The organism is Indolivaga macrotermitis (assembly GCF_900128985.1).
Classification (GTDB): domain Bacteria; phylum Bacteroidota; class Bacteroidia; order Bacteroidales; family Dysgonomonadaceae; genus Dysgonomonas_A; species Dysgonomonas_A macrotermitis.
In genome coordinates, this window is record NZ_FQUC01000004.1 from 240,863 (window position 1) to 261,612 (window position 20,750).

The following is a 20,750-nucleotide window of genomic DNA, read 5'->3' on the forward strand; positions in this document are numbered from 1 at the left end:
TTTATATGAATTACTACTAATCGTAAGTTTCGTCTCTGAAATAGGCTATTTGGTCATATTGAGAAAATTTAACTACCTTTGTTTATAAAGCAACATTAAATACAAATAGCCAATCACAATTCCAGTCTATTCTTAGGCTGGAATTGATTTTACATATAATTTGTAACATTTAAGATATAATCAGAGTCTTAGTACAAATACCATATCACTGAAAATAATATCTATTAATAATAAATAATGAAAAAGTTTCTTTTCCTCCTGATTGTATTACTTTATACTATTACAAGTTATGCAATTGACATTAAAGGGCGAATTATTGATTTCGATACCCGCAATCCAATTGAGTTCGCATCAATAGCCCTGCTTAAGAATGATTCTACTTTTGTTAGCGGTTCGCAATCGGGCGAAAACGGATCTTTCCTTATTGCGGGAAATTACCCCCAAGCAGATTATTTGTTGAAAATCACATATCTGGGTTATAATACCAGCATTGTCCGTATCGGTAACTTGAAAGACAATATCCAGTTAGGAGATATGGACTTGACAAATGCATCTCACTCCATTAAGGAGGTGACAGTAACTGCTAACAGGATTATAAACAAAGTAGACCGACAAATAATACTACCCAGTGAGATGGAAGTAAAAAGCTCGGTCAACGGTTTCGATTTACTAAACAGAATCTCTTTGCCCGGGCTATCGATCGACCCGGTAAACAGAACAATCTCAGCATTAGGCGAAGATGTACAACTCAGGATTAACGGAATAAAAGTCACCCTTCAGGAGGTTCTGGCTTTAAGAGCCGAAGACATAAGCCGTGTAGAGTATTTTGACGAACCGGGTGTGCGTTTTGGCAACGAAAATGTAGGTGCCATACTTAACCTGATTGTATTACGAAAAAGAAACTCAGGAGGATATATATCTTTGGACGGACGAAATGCTCCTTTTATTGAATTTGGGGATGACCAGATCTCGATGAAAGCAAATTATAAGGCTTCCGAGTTCGCTTTAAACTATTCAATCAGTTACAGAGGATATGATAAACGATGGACAGATATGACCGAAAGTTATAATTTCCCTGAAAACCAAATTAACCGTATCCGGAAAGGGGAAGAGCAACCGATGCATTATCAGGAGCATTACTTCAATCTGACTTATAATCTAACCCAACCTGATAAATATGTATTCAATATAGCTTTAAAAGACGAAATACTAAATAGAAACTATGCCAACGCCAGCAATAGCTACTATACCAATAGCCAAGATGAAACATATATTTACTCTAAAGGCAGTCCTTATAGTAATAGTCCGGTTCTGGATATCTATTACCGGCAGGAACTAAAAAACAAGCAGTCACTCACATTTAATGCTGTAGGTACATACATCAATTCTGATAGCGAAAGCTGGTATGATGAAACCGAAAACAGCGAGATACTCTCGTCTATCTATAACAGAGTCAAAGGAAAGAAACACTCTATTATCGGTGAAATCCTGTATAATAAAGAGTTCGATAAAATGACATTTACTGCGGGAGGAAAGCATACGCAGGGATACACAGACAATAAATACACCGGAACAAATAATTCCACTACCAGTATGCAAAACGCAGACTCGTATATTTATGCCCAGATACAAGGTAAGATCAAAGATAAGCTAGGCTATACCTTAGGTTTGGGAGGCTCCCGTGTGTGGTTTAAAGAAGACGGCGAAGATATGACATACTACCTTCTTCGTCCGTCGTTACAATTGTCCTATCCTGTTAACAATAACCTGAATATAAAATACACATTCAATGTAAGTACATCAACACCCTCTTTAGGTCAATTAAGTAATGTGGAACAGCAAACCGACAGATTCGTCACTTCGCGCGGAAATCCCAATCTAAAGCCATATAATACCTACAGAAACAGGTTTACTTTTTCATACAATAAGGGGATAGTGAATACTGAGCTTACATTGACTCATGCTTATATGCACAAGCCTTTTATGAGTATATTTGAGTTGGAGAATGACAAGGTTATTTCTTATACAGATAATTATAAATCATTTCAACAATTGGGAGGCTACCTGGATACCTACGTAAAAATCATTAAGGATATATGGACAATAAATGGCTGGATTGGTTCTTATCGTTTTGAATCAAAAAGTAATTCGGACTCATATGGTTACTCTAATTTATACGGAGGCTTGCAGTCTAACCTTATATACAAGAATTATACGTTGGTTTGCGGCTTCAACTCACGTTACAACAACTTATGGGGGCAAAGAATCAATTACGGAGAGAAATGGAGTTACGTAGAAGCCGGATATAAATACAACGATGCTAAAATAGCCATAGGCATGTCTTTACCTTTTGATGAATACTGGAGTGCCGGAAGTAAAAATTTATCAGACATAGCACCTTCCAAATCATGGAGCTATATAAAGGAAAACGGACAAATGCTATACTTACGCTTTTCTTGGAATATTTCATTCGGACGGAAGCACGATGCCGGACAGAAGAAACTGAATAACTCAGATTCCGATAGCGGAATCTTACGATAACTAAGAAACAAAACGATCCCTTTCTGCTTAAAAGGGATCGTTTTTATTTTATAAGAGTATTACTCAATTATCCGAAGATATGGATCGAATCCAGAACCAGTTTTAGAAGGAACAGTACAGTCATTACATAAACCGTTGCTGTAATATCCTTGAACTTTCCGGTAAATAACTTCAATAAACAATAACTGATAATACCAAACACAATACCTTGTGCTATACTATACGTAAACGGCATAAAGATCAGTGTTATGAATGCCGGAATAGCTTCGGTCATATCATTGAAGTTTATCTTAGCAACCGCCGTAAACATAAACAACCCTACAATGATCAGAGCAGGAGCGGTAGCTGAAGCAGGGACTATCGAGAAGATAGGTGCAAGAAACAATGCAAGAACAAACATTAAAGCAGTACTCACGGCCGTCAATCCCGTACGTCCTCCGGCAGCAACTCCCGAAGCACTTTCGACATACGAAGTAATTGTACTTGTACCTAATACAGCTCCAAATGTTGTACCTAATGCGTCGGCAAACAAAGCTCTCTTTATTTGAGGGAAATTGCCGTCCTCGTCGGTAAATCCGGCCTTCGATACCACACCAATTAAAGTACCTACTGTATCGAAAAGATTTACGAATAAGAAAGTAAATACAACAATAACCATATCGAAGGAAAGAACATCGTTCCAGTCAAATTTAAAGAATACGGGCATAATAGATGGAGGTAAGCTTATCCAACTGCCATCGGGTAAATGAACATCTCCTAATACGACTCCAAATCCGGCAGCAACAAGTATACCGATAAGAATTGCCCCATTTACATTTAAAGCAAGAAGTACGCCTGTAACAAGAAGTCCCAGCATAGCAATCCAGACATGATGAGTAGAGAAGTCGCCGATTGACAGCAAAGTAGCCTCATTTCCGACTACTATACCTGCACTTTTCAAACCTATCAGGGTAATAAAAAGACCAATACCGACCGGAATAGCCTCTTTCAGTACTCTCGGCAGGCTTTTTACTATCAATTCCCTGACATTGAAGAACGTCAGTCCGATAAATATAATCCCTTCTATAAATACTGCTGTAAGTGCAAACTCCCATGAGTATCCCATGGTAAGTACAACGGTAAAAGCAAAAAAGTTATTCAATCCCATACCCGGAGCCTGAGCTATAGGCAGATTGGTAAAGAATGCCATAAACAATGTAGCCAACACAGTGGCCAAAGCCGTAGCTGTAAATAGAGCTCCTTTGTCCATACCTGTTGTAGCCAATATATTCGGATTGACTATAAGTATATATGACATGGTAAGGAAGGTAATAATACCGGCCACGATTTCTTTACGGGCTGTCGTATTATTTTCTTTCAGTTTAAAGATCTTTTCTAACATAGAAATAGTATAATAAAAATGTAAGGGTCTGCTTTAGAAAGTCCATTTACCGGCTATGGTAGGACAGATATATAATTTATTCTCATATCCGGTATAGAAATTATTTGAGATTTCTATTTCGGTACCGAAGGACAGATGTTTGTCTACATTATACCAGAACTGAGGTTCGGTCAATAAGATCACTTTCTTATCTCCTCCGCTTTTAGTACGGTCTTTATTTTCTGTCCAGATATCGATAAACCCGGTTGCGGTTAATTTATCATTGCACAGGTTGACATTCCAGATACCTGTCCATTGTATATCGTTACTTACTTTATCGAAAGCATTGTATTTATATGCCAGATAAGTTTCGATATTTACTTTACCGAAGGAACGGGCAAACGAAGCCCCCGCCATATAGGCATTCGGGATAGAGAATCCGGAATAATTATCGCCTCTGACAATACCTCCGTTATATTCGATATGAGGCATCAGCGGAAAGTCTCCGATCTTTATATTACGGTAAATTTCCATATAAGCCAATCCGATATTTCCTTTGCTTTGATTAAAGTCCAAATCAACGAAAGCAAATGTAGACCCCCATTTGTCGGGTTTGAACATCTGAAAGGTCGCTGTAAAATAATTACGGGGGGCAACATCGCTATGCAAAGCGTGCCGGGGGTCGAAGTGCAATTGAATTTCCTGAGAATACATTCCTACGGCTGATAGCAGGAAGAAGAAAGAGATAAAGATTTTTTTCACGGTTATAATATATTAAATAATGCAAGTATTTTGAATGATATATCTTCGAACTATAACAGGTTATTGATTTTAAACTGATGCATCTTACTTATATTTTTCATTGGCTTCGCGAATAGATGCGCTATAGTGTTTTTGCAAATAATCAAATGCACCCTGTACTTCAACAGGTATATCGACATGTGCTATGTAGTTTTTTCCGTTAGGTCCATACCCTTCTCCGGTATCAGCTAACCGGGGAATCTCACCCATCTGAAGATTTATAAACCGTTCTACATCCCAAAGCCCTTCGATATTATTATCTTCGAAACACAACTCATCCTGTTTCACTACAAGTTTAACTCTGTACGATGCAAAATTGATAAGCTCTATATTTTTATGATCCCATATTTTACGGAATCCGGCATCCATCCGAAGTTGCATCGACGAATCTTGCATGATAATAACAGATTGTAGTTTTAGTCCGCTTTCTTCAACTACTTTCAGGGCATTGCTAACATTATTACCACAATTTGTCGATTCCCGCTCTATCAAGCATCCTTTTATACCATACTTCTTTCCGATATAGTAGGCTATTATATCAGATTCGGCTTTTCCTTTAGTTTCGAATTCAGGGCATCTTTTGTGGATTATATATCTCAATGTATCGGTTGTATGCCCTTCACCTCCAACGATCATCATTTTACTCGCAATACCTTCCGAAAAAGCTTGTGCCGCTAGTTCGCAACCGTATATAATGCTCGCTCCGAATAAGATCAGCAGATCGGCCTGATCTATTCCGTATTTTTTTTGCAGCTCGCCTTTATTCAGTGCCGGGATATCACGCTTTGCCAGAAACTCGCTGATAATTTTTATTTTACAGGCTATTGCTTCTAAATGATTCATTGTTTATTTTATCCTTGGTGTTTTCCGGTCTATATAAATTATTCGCCTCCGACTGTCAGTTTGCTTACCAAAACCGATGGCAACCCCTGCCCTACCGGTACGCTTTGTCCATCTTTACCACATGTCCAGGCGCTTTCATCTACGCGGAGATTATTTCCGACCATGGTAATATCAGCTAAAGCCTTCGGCCCGTTTCCTATAATATTGATATCCTTAATCGGTTGTGTCAGTTTTCCATTTTCTATCAGATAACCGGTTTTTACGAAAAAAGTAAAGTCCCCGGCTCCGATCTGAACTTGTCCGTTGCTGAAATTATCTACATACACACCTTGTTTAACCTGAGCAATCATATCTTCTTCGCGCGACGTGCCCGACTCCATATAAGTAACCCTCATACGGGGCATAGGCGCATATCTGAAAGATTGCCGGCGTCCGTTTCCGGTCGGATTCAGTCCGTAATATTTAGCACTGATACGATCATGAAGATAACTTTCGAGCACACCGTTACGTACGATATATGTCTTTTGACTCTCCACACCTTCATCGTCAAAGTTTATTGCACCCCGTGCATATTCGATTGTACCATCGTCAACGACATTTATATCGGTGTTACAAATTTTCTTTCCCAGCAGGTCTGAAAAAATAGATACGTTTTTCCGGTTAAAGTCCGCTTCAAAAGCATGTCCTATAGCTTCGTGTAACAATATGCCCGAACTACCGGCACCCATCACAACAGGCATTTCACCACCCTTAGGTTTTATTGCCTTAAACATCAACGAGGTTTGCTCTACAGCCTCCCGAGCCAGAGTTTCGATCAGATCATCATTCAGAAACTCAAATCCTTTTCGATAAGCTCTGGACGAATATCCGTTTTCGATCTTCCCATTATCTTCCATCGTACAACTGCCATACATTATGGCCATGGGTCTGTAATCCCATGTAAGAACACCCTCGGAGTTGAAGAACAGAATATAGGAGGTAGAGTCCGAAAGGCTAACCGAAGCCTTCACAACCCTTGTATCCAATTCAAAAATGCGGGAGTTTAGTTTCTCTACAAATTCTTTTTTGCTGTTTACCGATACTTCTTCCCATGATTTTTGTATCTTGTAGTAATTTTTAAAATTGGTGCTTTCTATTTTTAAAGAATTATCATGGTGAGACATCTTTGCGATGCCCGCTGCTGTTCTTGCCGCACGAAGCATATCTTCCAATGTAGTATTTTCTACATATGCATATCCGGTCTGATCTCCAACGACTACCCGTACACCCACCCCGTAGTCGACATTGGATGATGCTCTGTTAACTTCGCCATCGCGAAGTGCTATATTGTGGTTTATTGTATGTTCGAAAAATAAGTCGGCGTAGTCACCTCCTTTAGATAAGGATTCATTCAGGACTTTTTGTAGATCTTCGGTCGAAACTCGAAAATGGGCCAAAATATCGCTTATATTTGTAGCCTCGTTATAATGTATCATGCATTAATAATTTCAATGTGTAAATTTAATGCATTTTCTCGTATCTTAAAGTTTCTTTACAGAAGAAATTAGCATAGGATTTCACCTAATTGATCTATTATTGTGATAAAATCGATATTGAGCAAACAATTGTCTCTAATTTGAGTTATTTAATTTTGTATTCAAATCATCTCATATGAAGTTCTCATATATAAAGGTTATCTGTACACTGCTTATACTAAACGTCTGCTGGATTGATCTGCATGCCAGCAATCCCAACATTATCAACTTCAACCGTTCCGATTATAGCGCCGGAAATAAGAACTGGTCTATCTCGGAAGATGATAAAGGGATCATTTATATAGGTAACGATCTCGGATTGCTTGAGTTCGACGGTATAGAATGGTCTTTATATAAAACATCCAGAAGCGAACTCATCAGAGCAGTGTATGCCGCTTCCAACAAACTAATCTTCACCGGAGGATACGAAGAATTCGGGGTATGGAGCCGCGATGTCAGCGGAAAACTCCAATATACCTCCTTGAGTTCATTGCTGCCCAAAGGCGCTATGCATAACGATGATATCTGGAGAATATGGGAAAAAGACAGGCTGATCTATTTCCAATCATTCAGCGGAATATATATCTACGATTTACAAAAAGTGCATCAGTTGCCCCAAAGTAAAATAATTTTGCTTCTGAATAAAGTTTATAATGAATTGTGGATACAGGAAATGGCAGGAAGCCTCTTCCGGGTGAACAAAGATAGTTACGAAGAAATTCCGGGAAGTGAGATATTCTCAAAGACGGAAGTAAAATCAATACTGCCAACCAAGGATAAAAAATACATCATATCGACCACTACTATGGGAATCTATATATATGATGGTAAAGAATTCCTGCCTTGGAATACTTCTGACGAACTGAAAACGAGCAATATAAACTGTGGCATATACAGTAAATCGGGTAATTATTTCTTTGGAACAATACTCAACGGGATATATGAAATATCTCCAACGGGTAAGATCGTAAACCATTTTAATACCGAAACTTATTTAAACAACAACACAGTACTCTCATTATACGAAGATAGCGCCAATAATATCTGGGCCGGATTAGACCGGGGTGTATCGTGCATACAATACATCAACGGAATAAGCTGCTTTACAGACCCTTCGGGAACAATCGGAGCAGTATATTCTGCCGCGTTATACAACAATAAATTATTTATAGGTACCAATCAGGGCGTATATTATATCGATAAGCACGAACTTTCGAGCATGGATGCTATCCGTAAATTTAAATTCATACCTCAAATTGACGGACAGGTCTGGAGTCTGGCTGTTATTGGTAATAAATTATACTGCGCACATAACCAAGGTATATATACTATAGATGAGCAAATGAACATTGCTTACCCTTACCCATTGCATACAGGGGTGTTCACCATAAAGCCATCCGGAAACAATATCCTTTTAGGAACTTATACCGGCTTAAAGGTTGTAGATATAAAAACAGGTACTATCAAACAAGTAGAAAATCTTTCGGAACCGATTGACAGAGTCGAAGACGACCATGCGGGAAACATATGGCTTCAACATATGAATAAAGGAGTCTACAGGGGGCGAGAATATAACGACTTCTCGCGTACCACAATTCTGGAATATATAGGCACCGATACTTACGATACTATACCTTACAAGCTCAAGCTATTCAAGATAGGCGGACGCATAGCCTTTCTAGGAAAAGATAAATTTTACACATATGACGACATAAACGGGCGGATCGTACCGGAACCTACCCTCGATAAGACCTTTAACGGTATACCGAATCTAAAAAATGTAGTAAATATATCACCTGACCAATTCTGGATTATCGGAGATAAGCTGATCTATAATGTGAAATACATTGAACAAAATTCGCGTATCACTTCGATTATCGATATAGGATACAAAAACTTTTCGATGGTCGACAATTATGAAAACATCGTATCACTGAATGACAGTATTAGTTTTATCTGTCTTGATAACGGTTTTTTGATTTGCTCTAACTTTCTTACTCAGCAGGTGGAGGAAGTACCGGTACCTTACATCAAATCGATCAGGATATCTAAATCGGACGGTAGCTTTATACATCTGGGAAGGAACAACTCCCGGATTAATTACTCCTATAATACAATCTCTTTCAAGTTTACGGCACACGGTACTTTCAGCCGTAACATTACTTTTCAGTATCAGTTATCAGGATTGTCGGATGAATGGAAAACAATAGATAAAGACAATGAGATTACCTTCGAACGGTTGGCACAAGGCGACTACACATTTATGATACGGTCGATAAACCGGTACGGACAAACTTCTCCGGAAGTAGTATTTGAATTCGAAATCCTTCCTGTTTGGTATCAATCGAAATGGGCTATCCTTGTATATATACTGTTTACAATACTATTATTCGCAGCTGTAACAAAGTATATTCAATACAGATACAACAAAATACATATCAGAAAACTACGACTGCTGGAATCGAAACGCCTGAGCATGATGAATGAGGAACTGCAACAGCAAGTGGAAGAAAAGAATGCGGAACTTCTGACTCAAACTTCATCAATTATCCAGCGCAACGAAATTATCATAGGTATTAAAAACGAAGTCGAAGACTTTTTCAGAAAACAAAATAACAAATCACTGCAGCCCCTGTATCAAAAAATATCTGCGGCTTTGAGCAGCGACCTCGATGCAGAGGAAGACTGGAAAATGTTCCTTATCAAATTCGAACAAAAACATACCAACTTCTTTAAGAAATTAAAAGAAATATATCCACAGCTTACTTCAAATGATCTGAAACTTTGTGCTTGCCTGAGGCTAAATCTCGACTCGAAAGAAATAGCATCACTGATGAACATTTCTGTCCGTGCAGTCGAAAATAACAGGTCGAGGCTCAGAAAAAAGCTGGATATCCCACAGAACCAACATTTGAGCGACTTCTTTTTACAATTTTAAAAAAATCTAATTTTCAACAAATTACCTCCACATGAGAGGTAACTGTGAGGTGCATTATTTGTTAAAAACATATAGTGGTGAGTTTGTTATGAGTAACTTTTTTTAAGGATTGCTTGTTACTATTTTACATTTGTTTCGAATCTAGTCCCAAAATGGATTTAAACAATTTACTAACTAATCAAATCTTTAAACCTAGTACATTTTGAGACAATGATCGAATAAATTCTATCATTAAACAAACTAGTAAATCAAACAAAACCATGAAAGAAAACAAATCAATCCCTAAGACAGGTGTTTGGAAAAAGTATTTTCTTTTTCTTTTCTTTACTTTCTCGGTCGGGCTTCTTGGAGCTTTTGCTCAAACAAAGGTGTCAGGTACTGTTACCGACGCATCGAAAGAACCGCTCCCAGGGGTAAGTGTCGTTGTTAAAGGTACTACTAACGGTACTATTACTGACATCGACGGAAAATACACTATCAACGCCCAACAATCTGACGTGTTGGAGTTCTCATTCTTAGGAATGAAAAACCAAAGTGTGACGGTAGGTGGACGAACCACTATTAATGTTATCCTTGAAGATGATACCCATTTACTAACCGAAACTGTTGTTATCGGTTATGGTACTGCCAAGAAAGCAGACTTAACAGGTTCTATCGGAAGTGTAACTGCTGATGTGATCATGAAACAGCCTGCTCTAAGCCCTGTTCAATCGGTTCAAGGTAAGCTACCCGGGGTAAGTATTATCAGTAACGATGCTCCGGGATCAACTCCGAGTATTGCTATACGTGGTCTTGGTACCGCACTTGGTGGACGTGACCCTCTGTATGTAGTAGACGGATTTCCGGTTGACGATATCAGAAATATCAGTTCATCCGACATCCTTTCAATGGACATCTTGAAAGATGCTTCTTCGGCCTCTATCTATGGTTTGAGAGCTGCTAATGGTGTTGTCCTTATCACAACTAAAAAAGGACGCGAAGGTGCAGCTAAAATCAGCGTAGAATCTTACGTGGGTATCAAGTCTATCCTGAAAAAGGTGAAGATGGCTAATGCATCTCAGTATATTGAGTACTTCAATCAAAATCAGGATGTATTGGGTGCATATCATCTGGCACCTGCAAGTGAACAGGCTTATAATACTGATTGGTACGACGAATTGATTAAAACAGCTATCACTACAAATAACGTTGTATCGTTATCAGGTGGTGGAAAAAATGTCGATTATTTCGTCAGCTATAACTTCTACGATGAAGGCGGTATATTAGACGGACAGAACTACCAACGTTCTACTATCCGTAATAATAATACATACAAATTCTTCAACGATCGTTTGAAATTCAGCCAAAACATGAATATATCTTTTTCTAACGAAGATATCAAACCATATGGCGCGTTCAATGAAGCATACCGTCAATCTCCACTTGTTCCTACAAAATATGCAAATGGCAGATACGGAGCATCATTCGTAAACAAAACAACCGGAGTTGTAGGTTACGAAGGTAACACAGGAGACGAAATCGGTAAACTGAATTCAATTGGTAACCCTCTTCTTACTCTTGACAATGCAAATCAAAGAAGAAAAACCCTAACTATACAAGGAGGTATCGAAGGTGAATTTAAACTAACAGACTTTTTGAAAGTTAACTCTCGTTTCGGTGCTACTAAATATTACAGCAAAGACCGTCAGTTTACTGATGTTAGAAACGCTTGGTTAAATGCCGACCCTCGCAGAACTGATTCTGAATTTGATGCATTGAAAGAAGCAAATCCTTCTGTTACAACATATGCTAACAACTCTTTGAGACTTGAAGATATCGAAACTTACCGTTGGGTATGGGAAGGCTTCCTTACATTTAACAAGAAGTTCGACAAACACACTATCGATGCGGTAGCAGGTCTTTCACGCGAAAAGATTGGTGTTGGTGATATCACAACATTGAAAGGTTATGATGTTCCTGCAAAAAGCCAATACTGGAACATAGGTATGGCATCTGACGCTTATACTAACGAGGTTAGTCAATATTCGTATACTCCAAGAACTCTGGCTTCTTACTTCGGACGTATTCAGTATAACTTCGATAACAAATATTATGTAACCGGAACAATAAGAAGAGACGGTTCAAGTACCTTCAGAGAAGGTGGCGACTATTGGGCAACATTCCCTTCTTTCGGTTTAGGATGGACTATCTCTAACGAAGATTTCATGAGTAATGTTAAGTTCCTTGATTATTTGAAACTTAGAGGTAACTGGGGTAAACTAGGTAACCAAAATGTGCCAATAAATGTATCGCAGATATTAACTAATCCGGGATCAAGCAATAATAATTACAACTATGTTTTCGGATCGGATCAAGGTCTTGTATTCGGATCGGCATTCGGAACACCAGCTGTACCTATGTCTTGGGAGGTTACTCGTGAATGGGGTCTCGGAACAGATTTCACTCTTTTTGATAACAGATTGAGCGGTAATTTCGATTACTATAACAAAACCAATACCAACGCAATCCTGAAAGTAACTCCTACCCTTAACTCTCCTTATGAAGATAACTTCTATGCACACGGTGCTAAAGTTAGAAACAGTGGTATCGAAGCAGCTCTTGCATGGAGCGATAAATTCGGTGATGGATGGACTTACGAAATCGGAGTAAACTACTCTCACAATACTAACAAAGTAGTATCGGTAGTTCCTACTTACGACGGTGCAACCGGAGGTAGCCTTGCGGATGGTGAAATCACAAAACGTCTGCAAAAAGGACAACCTATCTACGGATGGTGGATGCTAGAAGCTGACGGAATTTGGCAAAACCAAGCAGAAATTGACGATCCTAATAATGCGAAAAAGGGTTCTCCTAAACCTGGTCATATCAGATATAAAGACCAAAATGGCGATGGAGAGATTGACGATAGAGATAAAAAATTCTTTGGATCTTATCTACCAACTTACAACTATGGTATCCACTTAGGTTTAGGTTATAAAAATTTCGATTTCAGTATTGATGGTTACGGAGTTGGTGGAAATAAGATCTACAATGGTTTGAAACACGGTAGAATAGATGGTGGAGAAAACATCACTTACGATACTTACAAAAACAGATGGAGAGGCGAAGGTACAAGCAACTCTAATCCGGGTGCTAACAGAGATTCTTACGCATCAAGTTATTTCCTTGAAAGTGGTGCTTTCTTCCGTGTGAATAACATCACATTAGGATATACCTTCAATGACCTTGTATTCTCCGGATCAAGATTAAGACTGTATTTCACTGCTCAAAATCCATTTATCATCACAGGATACTCTGGATTCTCTCCTGAAATTTCGGGATACTCAACAGATCCTACTATCTCGAACGGAGACCCTAGCGGTACAGCCGGTATCGAATTAGCAGCATATCCGTCTACCCGTAACTTTATTTTTGGTGTTAATCTATCATTCTAAAAACGACTTAAATAAAACGAATCATGAAAAAAATATATATAGGAATACTATCGATACTAAGTCTGGCTTTTCTGTCAGGATGTAGCGACTTCCTTAATCCCGATTCCAGAGAAAAGGTAGACGCTGGGGATAGTGATGAAGTATATACTCCCGAGATGTTTATAAACGGTACCTATGGTATGTTTACCGACTGGGATTATGCATTCTCTTATCTGGCTATAACAGATATGGTTTCTGATAATTCAGATAAAGGGAGTTCTCCTGGTGACCCCGGAGGTGACAAACAATTATTCGATGACCTGACATATACAAGTACTGCAGGATCGTTGGAGTCTATGTGGAAACGTTGGTATAAAACAATCGGACGCGCGACTCAGGCTATCGAATATACTGAAAGCTACGGTTTAACTGACGCTGCTTATAAAAACAGGTTGATAGGTGAAGCTAAATTCTTAAGAGCTCTTTGTTACTTCTATTTAGTGAGAGGATGGGGTGATATTCCAATTCAGGATAAAGACCTTAGTACAAGAGCTCCTAAAGAAGAAGTGTATGCTTACATAGAGCAAGACTTGTTGGATGCAATCGATGTCCTTCCTGCGAAGAATGAATATGCAAGCAAAGACCTTGGACGTGCAACCAAAGGTGCAGCACAAGGGCTATTATCAAAAGTATATTTGTACCAAAGCAAATGGCAACAGGCATATGATTATGCAACTACTGTAGCTAACTCAGGTATCTACGGACTGGAAGCTGATTACGGAACTGTTTGGCGTGCTTCTACCGAGAACGGTATCGAATCGTTGTTCGAGATACAAGCCAGAGGTGAATCTATCGCTCACGGTGTGCAACAATACTCTCAGACACAAGGTGCCCGTGGTGAAACCGGTTGGGGATGGGGATTCAATACTCCTTCTCAAAACTTATTGGATGCTTTCAACGCAGCAGGTGACGTAGTACGTCGTGATGCAACTATCATCTTCAGAAATTCTACACTGTGGGACGGAAGAGTTGTAGGTGCCACCGAAAATCCGATGTATAACTACAAAGCTTATTCAAGTGCAAATGCAGGATCGGATGATACTGATAAAAACATCCGTATGCTTCGTATGGCTGAAGTTTACCTGATCCAAGCTGAAGCTGCAAATGAACTGGGAAAAACAAGTGAAGCTCTTACAGCTTTGAATAAAGTACGTACCAGAGTAAAATTGGCTAACGTAACTACAACCAATAAAGATGACTTACGTAAAGCTATCTGGAACGAACGCCGTCTAGAACTTGCTATGGAGCACGACCGTTGGGCAGACCTGATCCGTACCGGACAAGCTGCTGAAGCAATGGCTAAAGCAGGTAAAACATTTGTTGTTGGCAAACACGAGTTGTTCCCGATTCCTAATAAACAAATATTGGAAGTTCCGACCATCACTCAGAACCCGGGTTGGTAATAAGAACTTCTGGAATAAAAGACAGAGTTTATTTATAAATGATAAAAGTATTGCACTTGGATAATACTGAGTGCAATACTTTTGAAACTATAGAATCATGAAAAAACTATTTATCGGAGCTTTTTGCTTATTAAGTCTTTCCCTGTCGGCTCAGAACAACGCATCCAATAATGCGGAGATGAACCGTTTCATCGATGACCTGATGAGTAAAATGACATTGGAGGAAAAAATTGGACAGCTCAATCTGCCCAGTGCCGGAGATATAACTACCGGTCAGGCTAAGAGCAGCGACATTGCCGAAAAGATCAAACAAGGATTAGTCGGTGGTTTGTTCAATATAAAAGGTGTGGACAAAATCAGAGACGTTCAGCGTGTAGCAGTCGAAGAAAGCCGTCTTAAAATACCTTTGATTTTCGGTATGGACGTTATCCACGGTTACGAAACAGGATTTCCTATACCATTAGGTATGGCCGCAACCTGGGACATGCAAGCTATCGAAAGATCGGCACGTATTGCAGCTACCGAAGCCAGTGCCGATGGTATTTTCTGGACATTCAGCCCGATGGTAGATGTATCAAGAGACCCTCGTTGGGGGCGTGTATCGGAAGGTAACGGCGAAGATCCTTTTCTAGGAGGTCAAATAGCAAAAGCCATGATCAGAGGATATCAAGGCGATAACACTTACTCAGACAACAAGCACATCATGGCTTGTGTAAAACACTACGCACTATACGGAGCCTCGGAAGCAGGACGCGACTACAATACTGTAGATATGAGTCGCATCCGTATGTTTAACGAATATATGTATCCATACAAAGCTGCTGTAGAAGCCGGTGTAGGTAGCGTTATGGCTTCGTTCAATGAGGTGGACGGAGTGCCAGCTACCGCCAGCAAATGGTTGATGACCGATGTTTTACGTAAACAATGGGGATTCGACGGATTTGTGGTTACTGACTATACAGGAATCAGCGAAATGATCGAGCATGGTATCGGCGATTTACAGGAAGTATCGGCACGTGCATTAAAAGCCGGTATCGACATGGATATGGTAAGCGAAGGATTACTTACCACATTACCTAAATCTCTGAAAGAAGGTAAAGTCAGCCAGGCTGATATAGATCAGGCTTGCCGCCGTATTCTGGAAGCAAAATACAAATTGGGTTTATTTAAAGATCCATACAAATATATGGATACTAAAAGAGCCAAAACAGAAATATATACTCCTGCCAACTTAGCAGAAGCACGCAAAATTGCTTCTGAAAGTTATGTTCTTCTTAGAAACGCCAATAATACGCTTCCTTTGAAGAAACAAGGAACAGTTGCCGTAGTAGGCCCACTTGCCAAGTCCGCCGTTAATATGGCAGGCACATGGAGTGTTGCCGTACCATTAGACAAATCAGCTACAGTAGTAGAAAGTATCGAACAGGCTATTGGTAAAAACGGCAAAGTTATTTATGCAAAAGGCAGTAATCTTGTTGCCGATGCTACTCTGGAAAACCATGCGACAATGTTCGGACGTGGACTGAACAGGGATAACCGCACAAAAGAACAATTATTGAAAGAAGCCTTGGACGCAGCTAAACAATCTGATGTAATTGTAGCCGCTTTAGGCGAATCATCTGAATTCAGTGGTGAAGCCAGCAGCCGTACAGATATAGGAATACCTGATGTTCAGAAAGAACTTCTTATCGAACTTGTAAAAACAGGTAAACCTGTAGTTCTTGTATTATTTGCAGGACGTCCTATGACTCTTAACTGGGAAAACGAAAATGTTCCTGCGATACTTAACGTATGGTTCGGTGGCAGCATGGCTGCTCCTGCAATTGCCGATGTTATTTTCGGAGATGTAAACCCAAGCGGAAAACTTCCTGCGACATTCCCTCAGAATGTCGGACAAATTCCTCTTTTCTACAATCATAAGAATACCGGACGCCCATTAGCCGAAGGAAAATGGTTCGAAAAATTCCGCAGCAACTATCTTGATGTAAGCAACGATCCGTTATATCCTTTCGGATACGGATTGAGCTACACTCAGTTTTCTTACAGCGATGTGAATTTAAGTTCGGCTACTCTTGACGAAAATGGCGAAATCACAGCCAGTGTAACAGTTACTAATACAGGTAAAGTGGAAGGTAAAGAGGTTGTTCAATTATATATCAGAGATATAGTAGGTAGTGTTACACGCCCTGTAAAAGAACTGAAAGGTTTCGAAAAAATAGCTTTAAAAGCCGGTGAGTCAAAAACTGTCAGCTTTAAGATCAATCCCGAACTTTTGAAGTTCTATAATTATGATCTGGAATATGTATTCGAACCCGGAGACTTTGATGTGATGATCGGCGGAGACAGTAAAGACGTTAAGACCGCACGCTTTACATTAAAGTAAGAATATTACAGATTAAACACACATCCATATATAACATCGACGAAAGAGATTGTCGAACCTTCGAAAGTCCGGCAATCTCTTTTTCTTTTTTTAGGTATCAAGCCTCCTTAGCATAAGCATAGAGCAATAACTTATAATGGTTAGGAATGTATCATTTAGTTTTTACTGTTACTTATAATACCATCGTTTATGAAAAAAGTAATTATACCAACCCTCACTTTAGCCCTATTGGCCTCAACCTGGTCTTGTAAGACAAGCAACAATCAGGATGGCGATAATGACGGGGATTCTACAAAAGTTGAGATCTCGGACGAAGCACTACTTGATAGTGTACAATACCGCACATTTAATTATTTCTGGGACGGAGCAGAACCAACCAGTGGAATGGCACGCGAACGCTACCATATAGACGGACAATATATTGGCGACGACAAACCCAATATTGTTACATCCGGAGGTAGCGGATTCGGAATCATGGCAGTTCTTTCCGGAATCGACCGCGGATATGTTACCCGCGAAGACGGGTTAGCCAGAATGACCCAAATAGTAGGATTTCTCGAAAGAGCAGATAAATTTCATGGAGCATTTCCCCACTGGTGGGATGGCGAAACCGGAAAAGTAAAACCTTTCGGACAGAAAGATAACGGAGGAGACCTTGTCGAAACAGCTTTTCTTATACAAGGTTTACTTGCCGTACATCAGTATTATGTAAACGGTTCGGATGCTGAAAAAGCACTGGCCGAACGTATCGACAAGCTATGGAAAGCCGTCGAATGGGACTGGTACCGCAACGGACAGAATGTTCTTTACTGGCACTGGAGCCCCGAATACGCTTGGGAAATGAATTTCCCGGTAAGAGGGTTTAACGAATGCCTGGTTATGTATGTATTGGCGGCAGCCTCTCCAACACACGGTGTTCCGGCAGAAGTATATACCGAAGGATGGGCAGAGAACGGAGCTATCGTTTCTCCTCATACAGTAGAAGGTTACGAACTAAAACTGCGTTATCAGGGAACTCAAGCCGGTCCGTTATTCTGGGCACATTACTCATTCCTTGGATTAGATCCTACGGGGTTACAGGATAAATATGCCAACTACTTCGACGAAATGAAAAACTATACTCTCGTTAACAGGGCATACTGTATCCGCAACCCGAAAGGTTATAAAAACTATGGCGAAAACAGTTGGGGGCTTACTGCCAGCTATTCTGTTAAAGGATATGCGGCACATGCACCGAACGAGAGTGAAGACCAGGGAGTAATCTCTCCGACCGCAGCTCTGTCGTCTATTGTATACACTCCTAAAGAGTCTATGCAGGTTATGCGTTATCTGTATAACAAGGGCGATAAGATATGGGGCAAATATGGTTTTTATGACGCTTACAGCGAAACCGACAACTGGTATCCGCAACGTTATCTGGCTATAGATCAGGGACCGATTGCCGTAATGATCGAAAACCACCGTACTCAATTACTCTGGAAACTCTTTATGAGTCATCCGGATGTACAGAAGGGATTGAAAAAACTTGGATTTGACAGTCCCCACCTGATGTAAAAGAATACTTTTCATGGTTGGAAAGGAAGAACTCCGGAGTCTTTATTTTACAAGCTTACCGTTTTTTAGAATGTGCAAATCTTTAAGGATAACTTGCTGTAAAATATTACTACCGGAGTTCTTTGGGTCAAAAGACAACACTCCGACCTAAATGTAAATAAAACAATACCTTATGCACCTTTTAAAACATACATTACTTTCACTTAGCCTTTTGGTAGGGATAGCTCCCGTATTTTCCCAGCAAAAAACATACTGTAACCCGGTCAATGTCGATTATGGATATTGTCCGATACCCAACTTTACCGAATGGGGAAAACACCGTACATCGGCCGATCCGGTTATAGTCAATTTCAAAGGCGACTACTACTTGTTCGGCACCAACCAAAGCGGATATTGGTGGAGCAGCGACCTGTCGGACTGGCACTTTGTATCACGCCCTTTCCTTACCGAAGAAGCGATAGAAAAAACACCCAATAAATGGGACGACCTTTGCGCTCCGGCTGCATGGGTACAAGGCGATACCTTATGTGTATTCGGATCTACCTATTCGCGTATATTCCCCATATGGATCAGCACCGATCCCAAAGGAAACAAATGGGAAAAAGCTGTAGAGCATTTCGATATCGGCGGATGGGATCCTGCGTTTTTTGTAGATGACGACAACCGCCTGTATATGTATAACGGTAGCAGCAATGTATATCCGCTATACGGTATCGAACTGGACAGGAAAACATTCCAGCCGATAGGCACACGCAAAGAAATGCTGCTGACCGATGACGAGCGCATAGGCTGGCACCGGTTTGGCGAATATATGGATAATACATTCCTGAAACCATTTATGGAAGGTGCATGGATGACCAAGCATAACGGCAAATACTACCTTCAATGGGGAGGTCCCGGTACAGAATTCAGCCATTATGCCGACGGATATGCCGTTAGTAATGAACCTCTCGGTTATTTCGAACATGCATCATTACCATTGAGTATGAAAGCCGGAGGATTTATCCGAGGAGCAGGTCACGGCGCAACATTTCAGGACAACTGGGGAAATTACTGGCATACTTCTACAATGGTTATCAATACCAAAAATAATTTCGAACGCCGGATCGGCTTATGGCCTGCCGGATTCGATGCCGAAGATAATATGTACTGCAACACTGCATTCGGCGATTATCCTCATTACCTGCCCAACGGAAAAGCCGATCACCTGAAAAGCCAGTTTACAGGCTGGATGCTGCTCAACTATAACAAGCCGGTACAGGTATCGTCTACACTGGGTACATTCAATGCCAACAATATTGTGGATGAAAATATCAAGACATACTGGTCTGCCAAAACTGCAAACAAAGGCGAATGGTTGATTTCCGACTTAGGTGATATATCGACTGTACATGCTATTCAGATAAACTATGCCGATCAGGATGCCGAATTTATGGGTAAAACCTTAGGTAAGTATCATCAGTACATCGTATCGTATTCTTTAGATGGTAAAAACTGGAAAATCCTTATCGATAAAAGTAAGAACACAACAGATGTTCCTCATGATTACGTAGAGCTAAGCACTCCGGTAAAAGCCCGTTTCCTGAAACTCGAAAATATACATATGCCGACAGGTAAGTTCGCTATATCGGGATTCCGTGCATTCGGACTAGGACAAGGCGAAAAGCCTCAACCGGTAGAGCAGTTAATCGTTCTCCGTACCGAAACCGATAAGCGTAGCGGATGGTTGAAATGGAAACCTGTTGATAATGCTTATGCGTATAATATATATATCGGTATCGAACCCGATAAGTTATACAGTAGCGTAATGGTATATGATGCCAACGAATATTATTATAAGGGTATGGACAGGACCAAGCCTTATTATTTCGCCATCGAAGCTATTAACGAAAACGGTACTTCTACATGGACTAAGGCAGAAGCCTTTTAAACAATAGTTA

General features: G+C 40.1%; 11 protein-coding genes. 7 read left to right on the top strand and 4 right to left on the bottom strand.

Annotated features, from left to right (window positions below; translation table 11 throughout):
* The first annotated feature begins 237 nt into the window (after positions 1-237).
* The gene (locus BUC12_RS08040) at positions 238-2,541 is read left to right on the top strand and encodes an outer membrane beta-barrel protein (protein ID WP_062182077.1); all 2,304 of its coding nucleotides are present in this window, start codon (positions 238-240) and stop codon (positions 2,539-2,541) included.
* Positions 2,542-2,608: 67 nt separating this feature from the next.
* Here BUC12_RS08040 and BUC12_RS08045 read toward each other — a convergent pair whose 3' ends face one another.
* The 4 genes from BUC12_RS08045 to BUC12_RS08060 all read right to left on the bottom strand — a co-directional run bounded on the left by BUC12_RS08045 (position 2,609) and on the right by BUC12_RS08060 (position 7,020).
* On the bottom strand, positions 2,609-3,922 hold the full coding sequence (locus BUC12_RS08045; RefSeq protein WP_062182080.1) for an NCS2 family permease: 1,314 nt from the start codon (positions 3,920-3,922) through the stop codon (positions 2,609-2,611).
* A gap of 33 nt (positions 3,923-3,955) precedes the next feature.
* Entirely contained in the window at positions 3,956-4,663 is a 708-nt protein-coding gene (locus BUC12_RS08050; protein WP_236689403.1) for a DUF5020 family protein, read from the bottom strand.
* 84 nt (positions 4,664-4,747) lie between these two features.
* A complete protein-coding gene (locus BUC12_RS08055; protein WP_062182083.1) occupies positions 4,748-5,545 on the bottom strand; it encodes a hypothetical protein in 798 nt (265 codons plus the stop codon).
* A gap of 38 nt (positions 5,546-5,583) precedes the next feature.
* Positions 5,584-7,020: a TldD/PmbA family protein gene (locus BUC12_RS08060; RefSeq protein WP_062182086.1), complete on the bottom strand. Its 1,437-nt coding sequence runs from the start codon at positions 7,018-7,020 to the stop codon at positions 5,584-5,586.
* A gap of 175 nt (positions 7,021-7,195) precedes the next feature.
* Between BUC12_RS08060 and BUC12_RS08065 the strand changes: the two genes are divergently transcribed.
* From BUC12_RS08065 to BUC12_RS08090, 6 genes are all read left to right on the top strand, one after another.
* Positions 7,196-9,997 (top strand): triple tyrosine motif-containing protein, encoded by a 2,802-nt coding sequence (locus BUC12_RS08065; protein ID WP_062182088.1) that lies wholly within the window; start codon positions 7,196-7,198, stop codon positions 9,995-9,997.
* 260 nt (positions 9,998-10,257) lie between these two features.
* Complete coding sequence (locus tag BUC12_RS08070) at positions 10,258-13,431, top strand: SusC/RagA family TonB-linked outer membrane protein (RefSeq protein ID WP_062182091.1); 3,174 nt, start codon at positions 10,258-10,260, stop codon at positions 13,429-13,431.
* Positions 13,432-13,454: 23 nt separating this feature from the next.
* Positions 13,455-14,873, top strand: coding sequence for a RagB/SusD family nutrient uptake outer membrane protein (locus tag BUC12_RS08075; protein ID WP_062182094.1), 1,419 nt, complete (start codon positions 13,455-13,457; stop codon positions 14,871-14,873).
* Between the two features lie 97 nt (positions 14,874-14,970).
* Positions 14,971-17,256 (top strand): beta-glucosidase BglX, encoded by a 2,286-nt coding sequence (bglX, locus tag BUC12_RS08080; protein WP_062182098.1) that lies wholly within the window; start codon positions 14,971-14,973, stop codon positions 17,254-17,256.
* 189 nt (positions 17,257-17,445) lie between these two features.
* On the top strand, positions 17,446-18,810 hold the full coding sequence (locus tag BUC12_RS08085) for a glucoamylase family protein (protein WP_062182101.1): 1,365 nt from the start codon (positions 17,446-17,448) through the stop codon (positions 18,808-18,810).
* 172 nt (positions 18,811-18,982) lie between these two features.
* A complete protein-coding gene (locus tag BUC12_RS08090) occupies positions 18,983-20,740 on the top strand; it encodes a family 43 glycosylhydrolase (protein ID WP_062182103.1) in 1,758 nt (585 codons plus the stop codon).
* The last annotated feature ends 10 nt before the right edge of the window (positions 20,741-20,750 follow it).

Coding starts and splice junctions, on each gene's coding strand:
- BUC12_RS08045 (WP_062182080.1), bottom strand. CDS start 3,922: ATGTTAGAAAAGATCTTTAAACTGAAAGAAAATAATACGACAGCCCGT.
- BUC12_RS08075 (WP_062182094.1), top strand. CDS start 13,455: ATGAAAAAAATATATATAGGAATACTATCGATACTAAGTCTGGCTTTT.
- BUC12_RS08085 (WP_062182101.1), top strand. CDS start 17,446: ATGAAAAAAGTAATTATACCAACCCTCACTTTAGCCCTATTGGCCTCA.
- bglX (WP_062182098.1), top strand. CDS start 14,971: ATGAAAAAACTATTTATCGGAGCTTTTTGCTTATTAAGTCTTTCCCTG.
- BUC12_RS08070 (WP_062182091.1), top strand. CDS start 10,258: ATGAAAGAAAACAAATCAATCCCTAAGACAGGTGTTTGGAAAAAGTAT.
- BUC12_RS08040 (WP_062182077.1), top strand. CDS start 238: ATGAAAAAGTTTCTTTTCCTCCTGATTGTATTACTTTATACTATTACA.
- BUC12_RS08055 (WP_062182083.1), bottom strand. CDS start 5,545: ATGAATCATTTAGAAGCAATAGCCTGTAAAATAAAAATTATCAGCGAG.
- BUC12_RS08090 (WP_062182103.1), top strand. CDS start 18,983: ATGCACCTTTTAAAACATACATTACTTTCACTTAGCCTTTTGGTAGGG.
- BUC12_RS08065 (WP_062182088.1), top strand. CDS start 7,196: ATGAAGTTCTCATATATAAAGGTTATCTGTACACTGCTTATACTAAAC.
- BUC12_RS08060 (WP_062182086.1), bottom strand. CDS start 7,020: ATGATACATTATAACGAGGCTACAAATATAAGCGATATTTTGGCCCAT.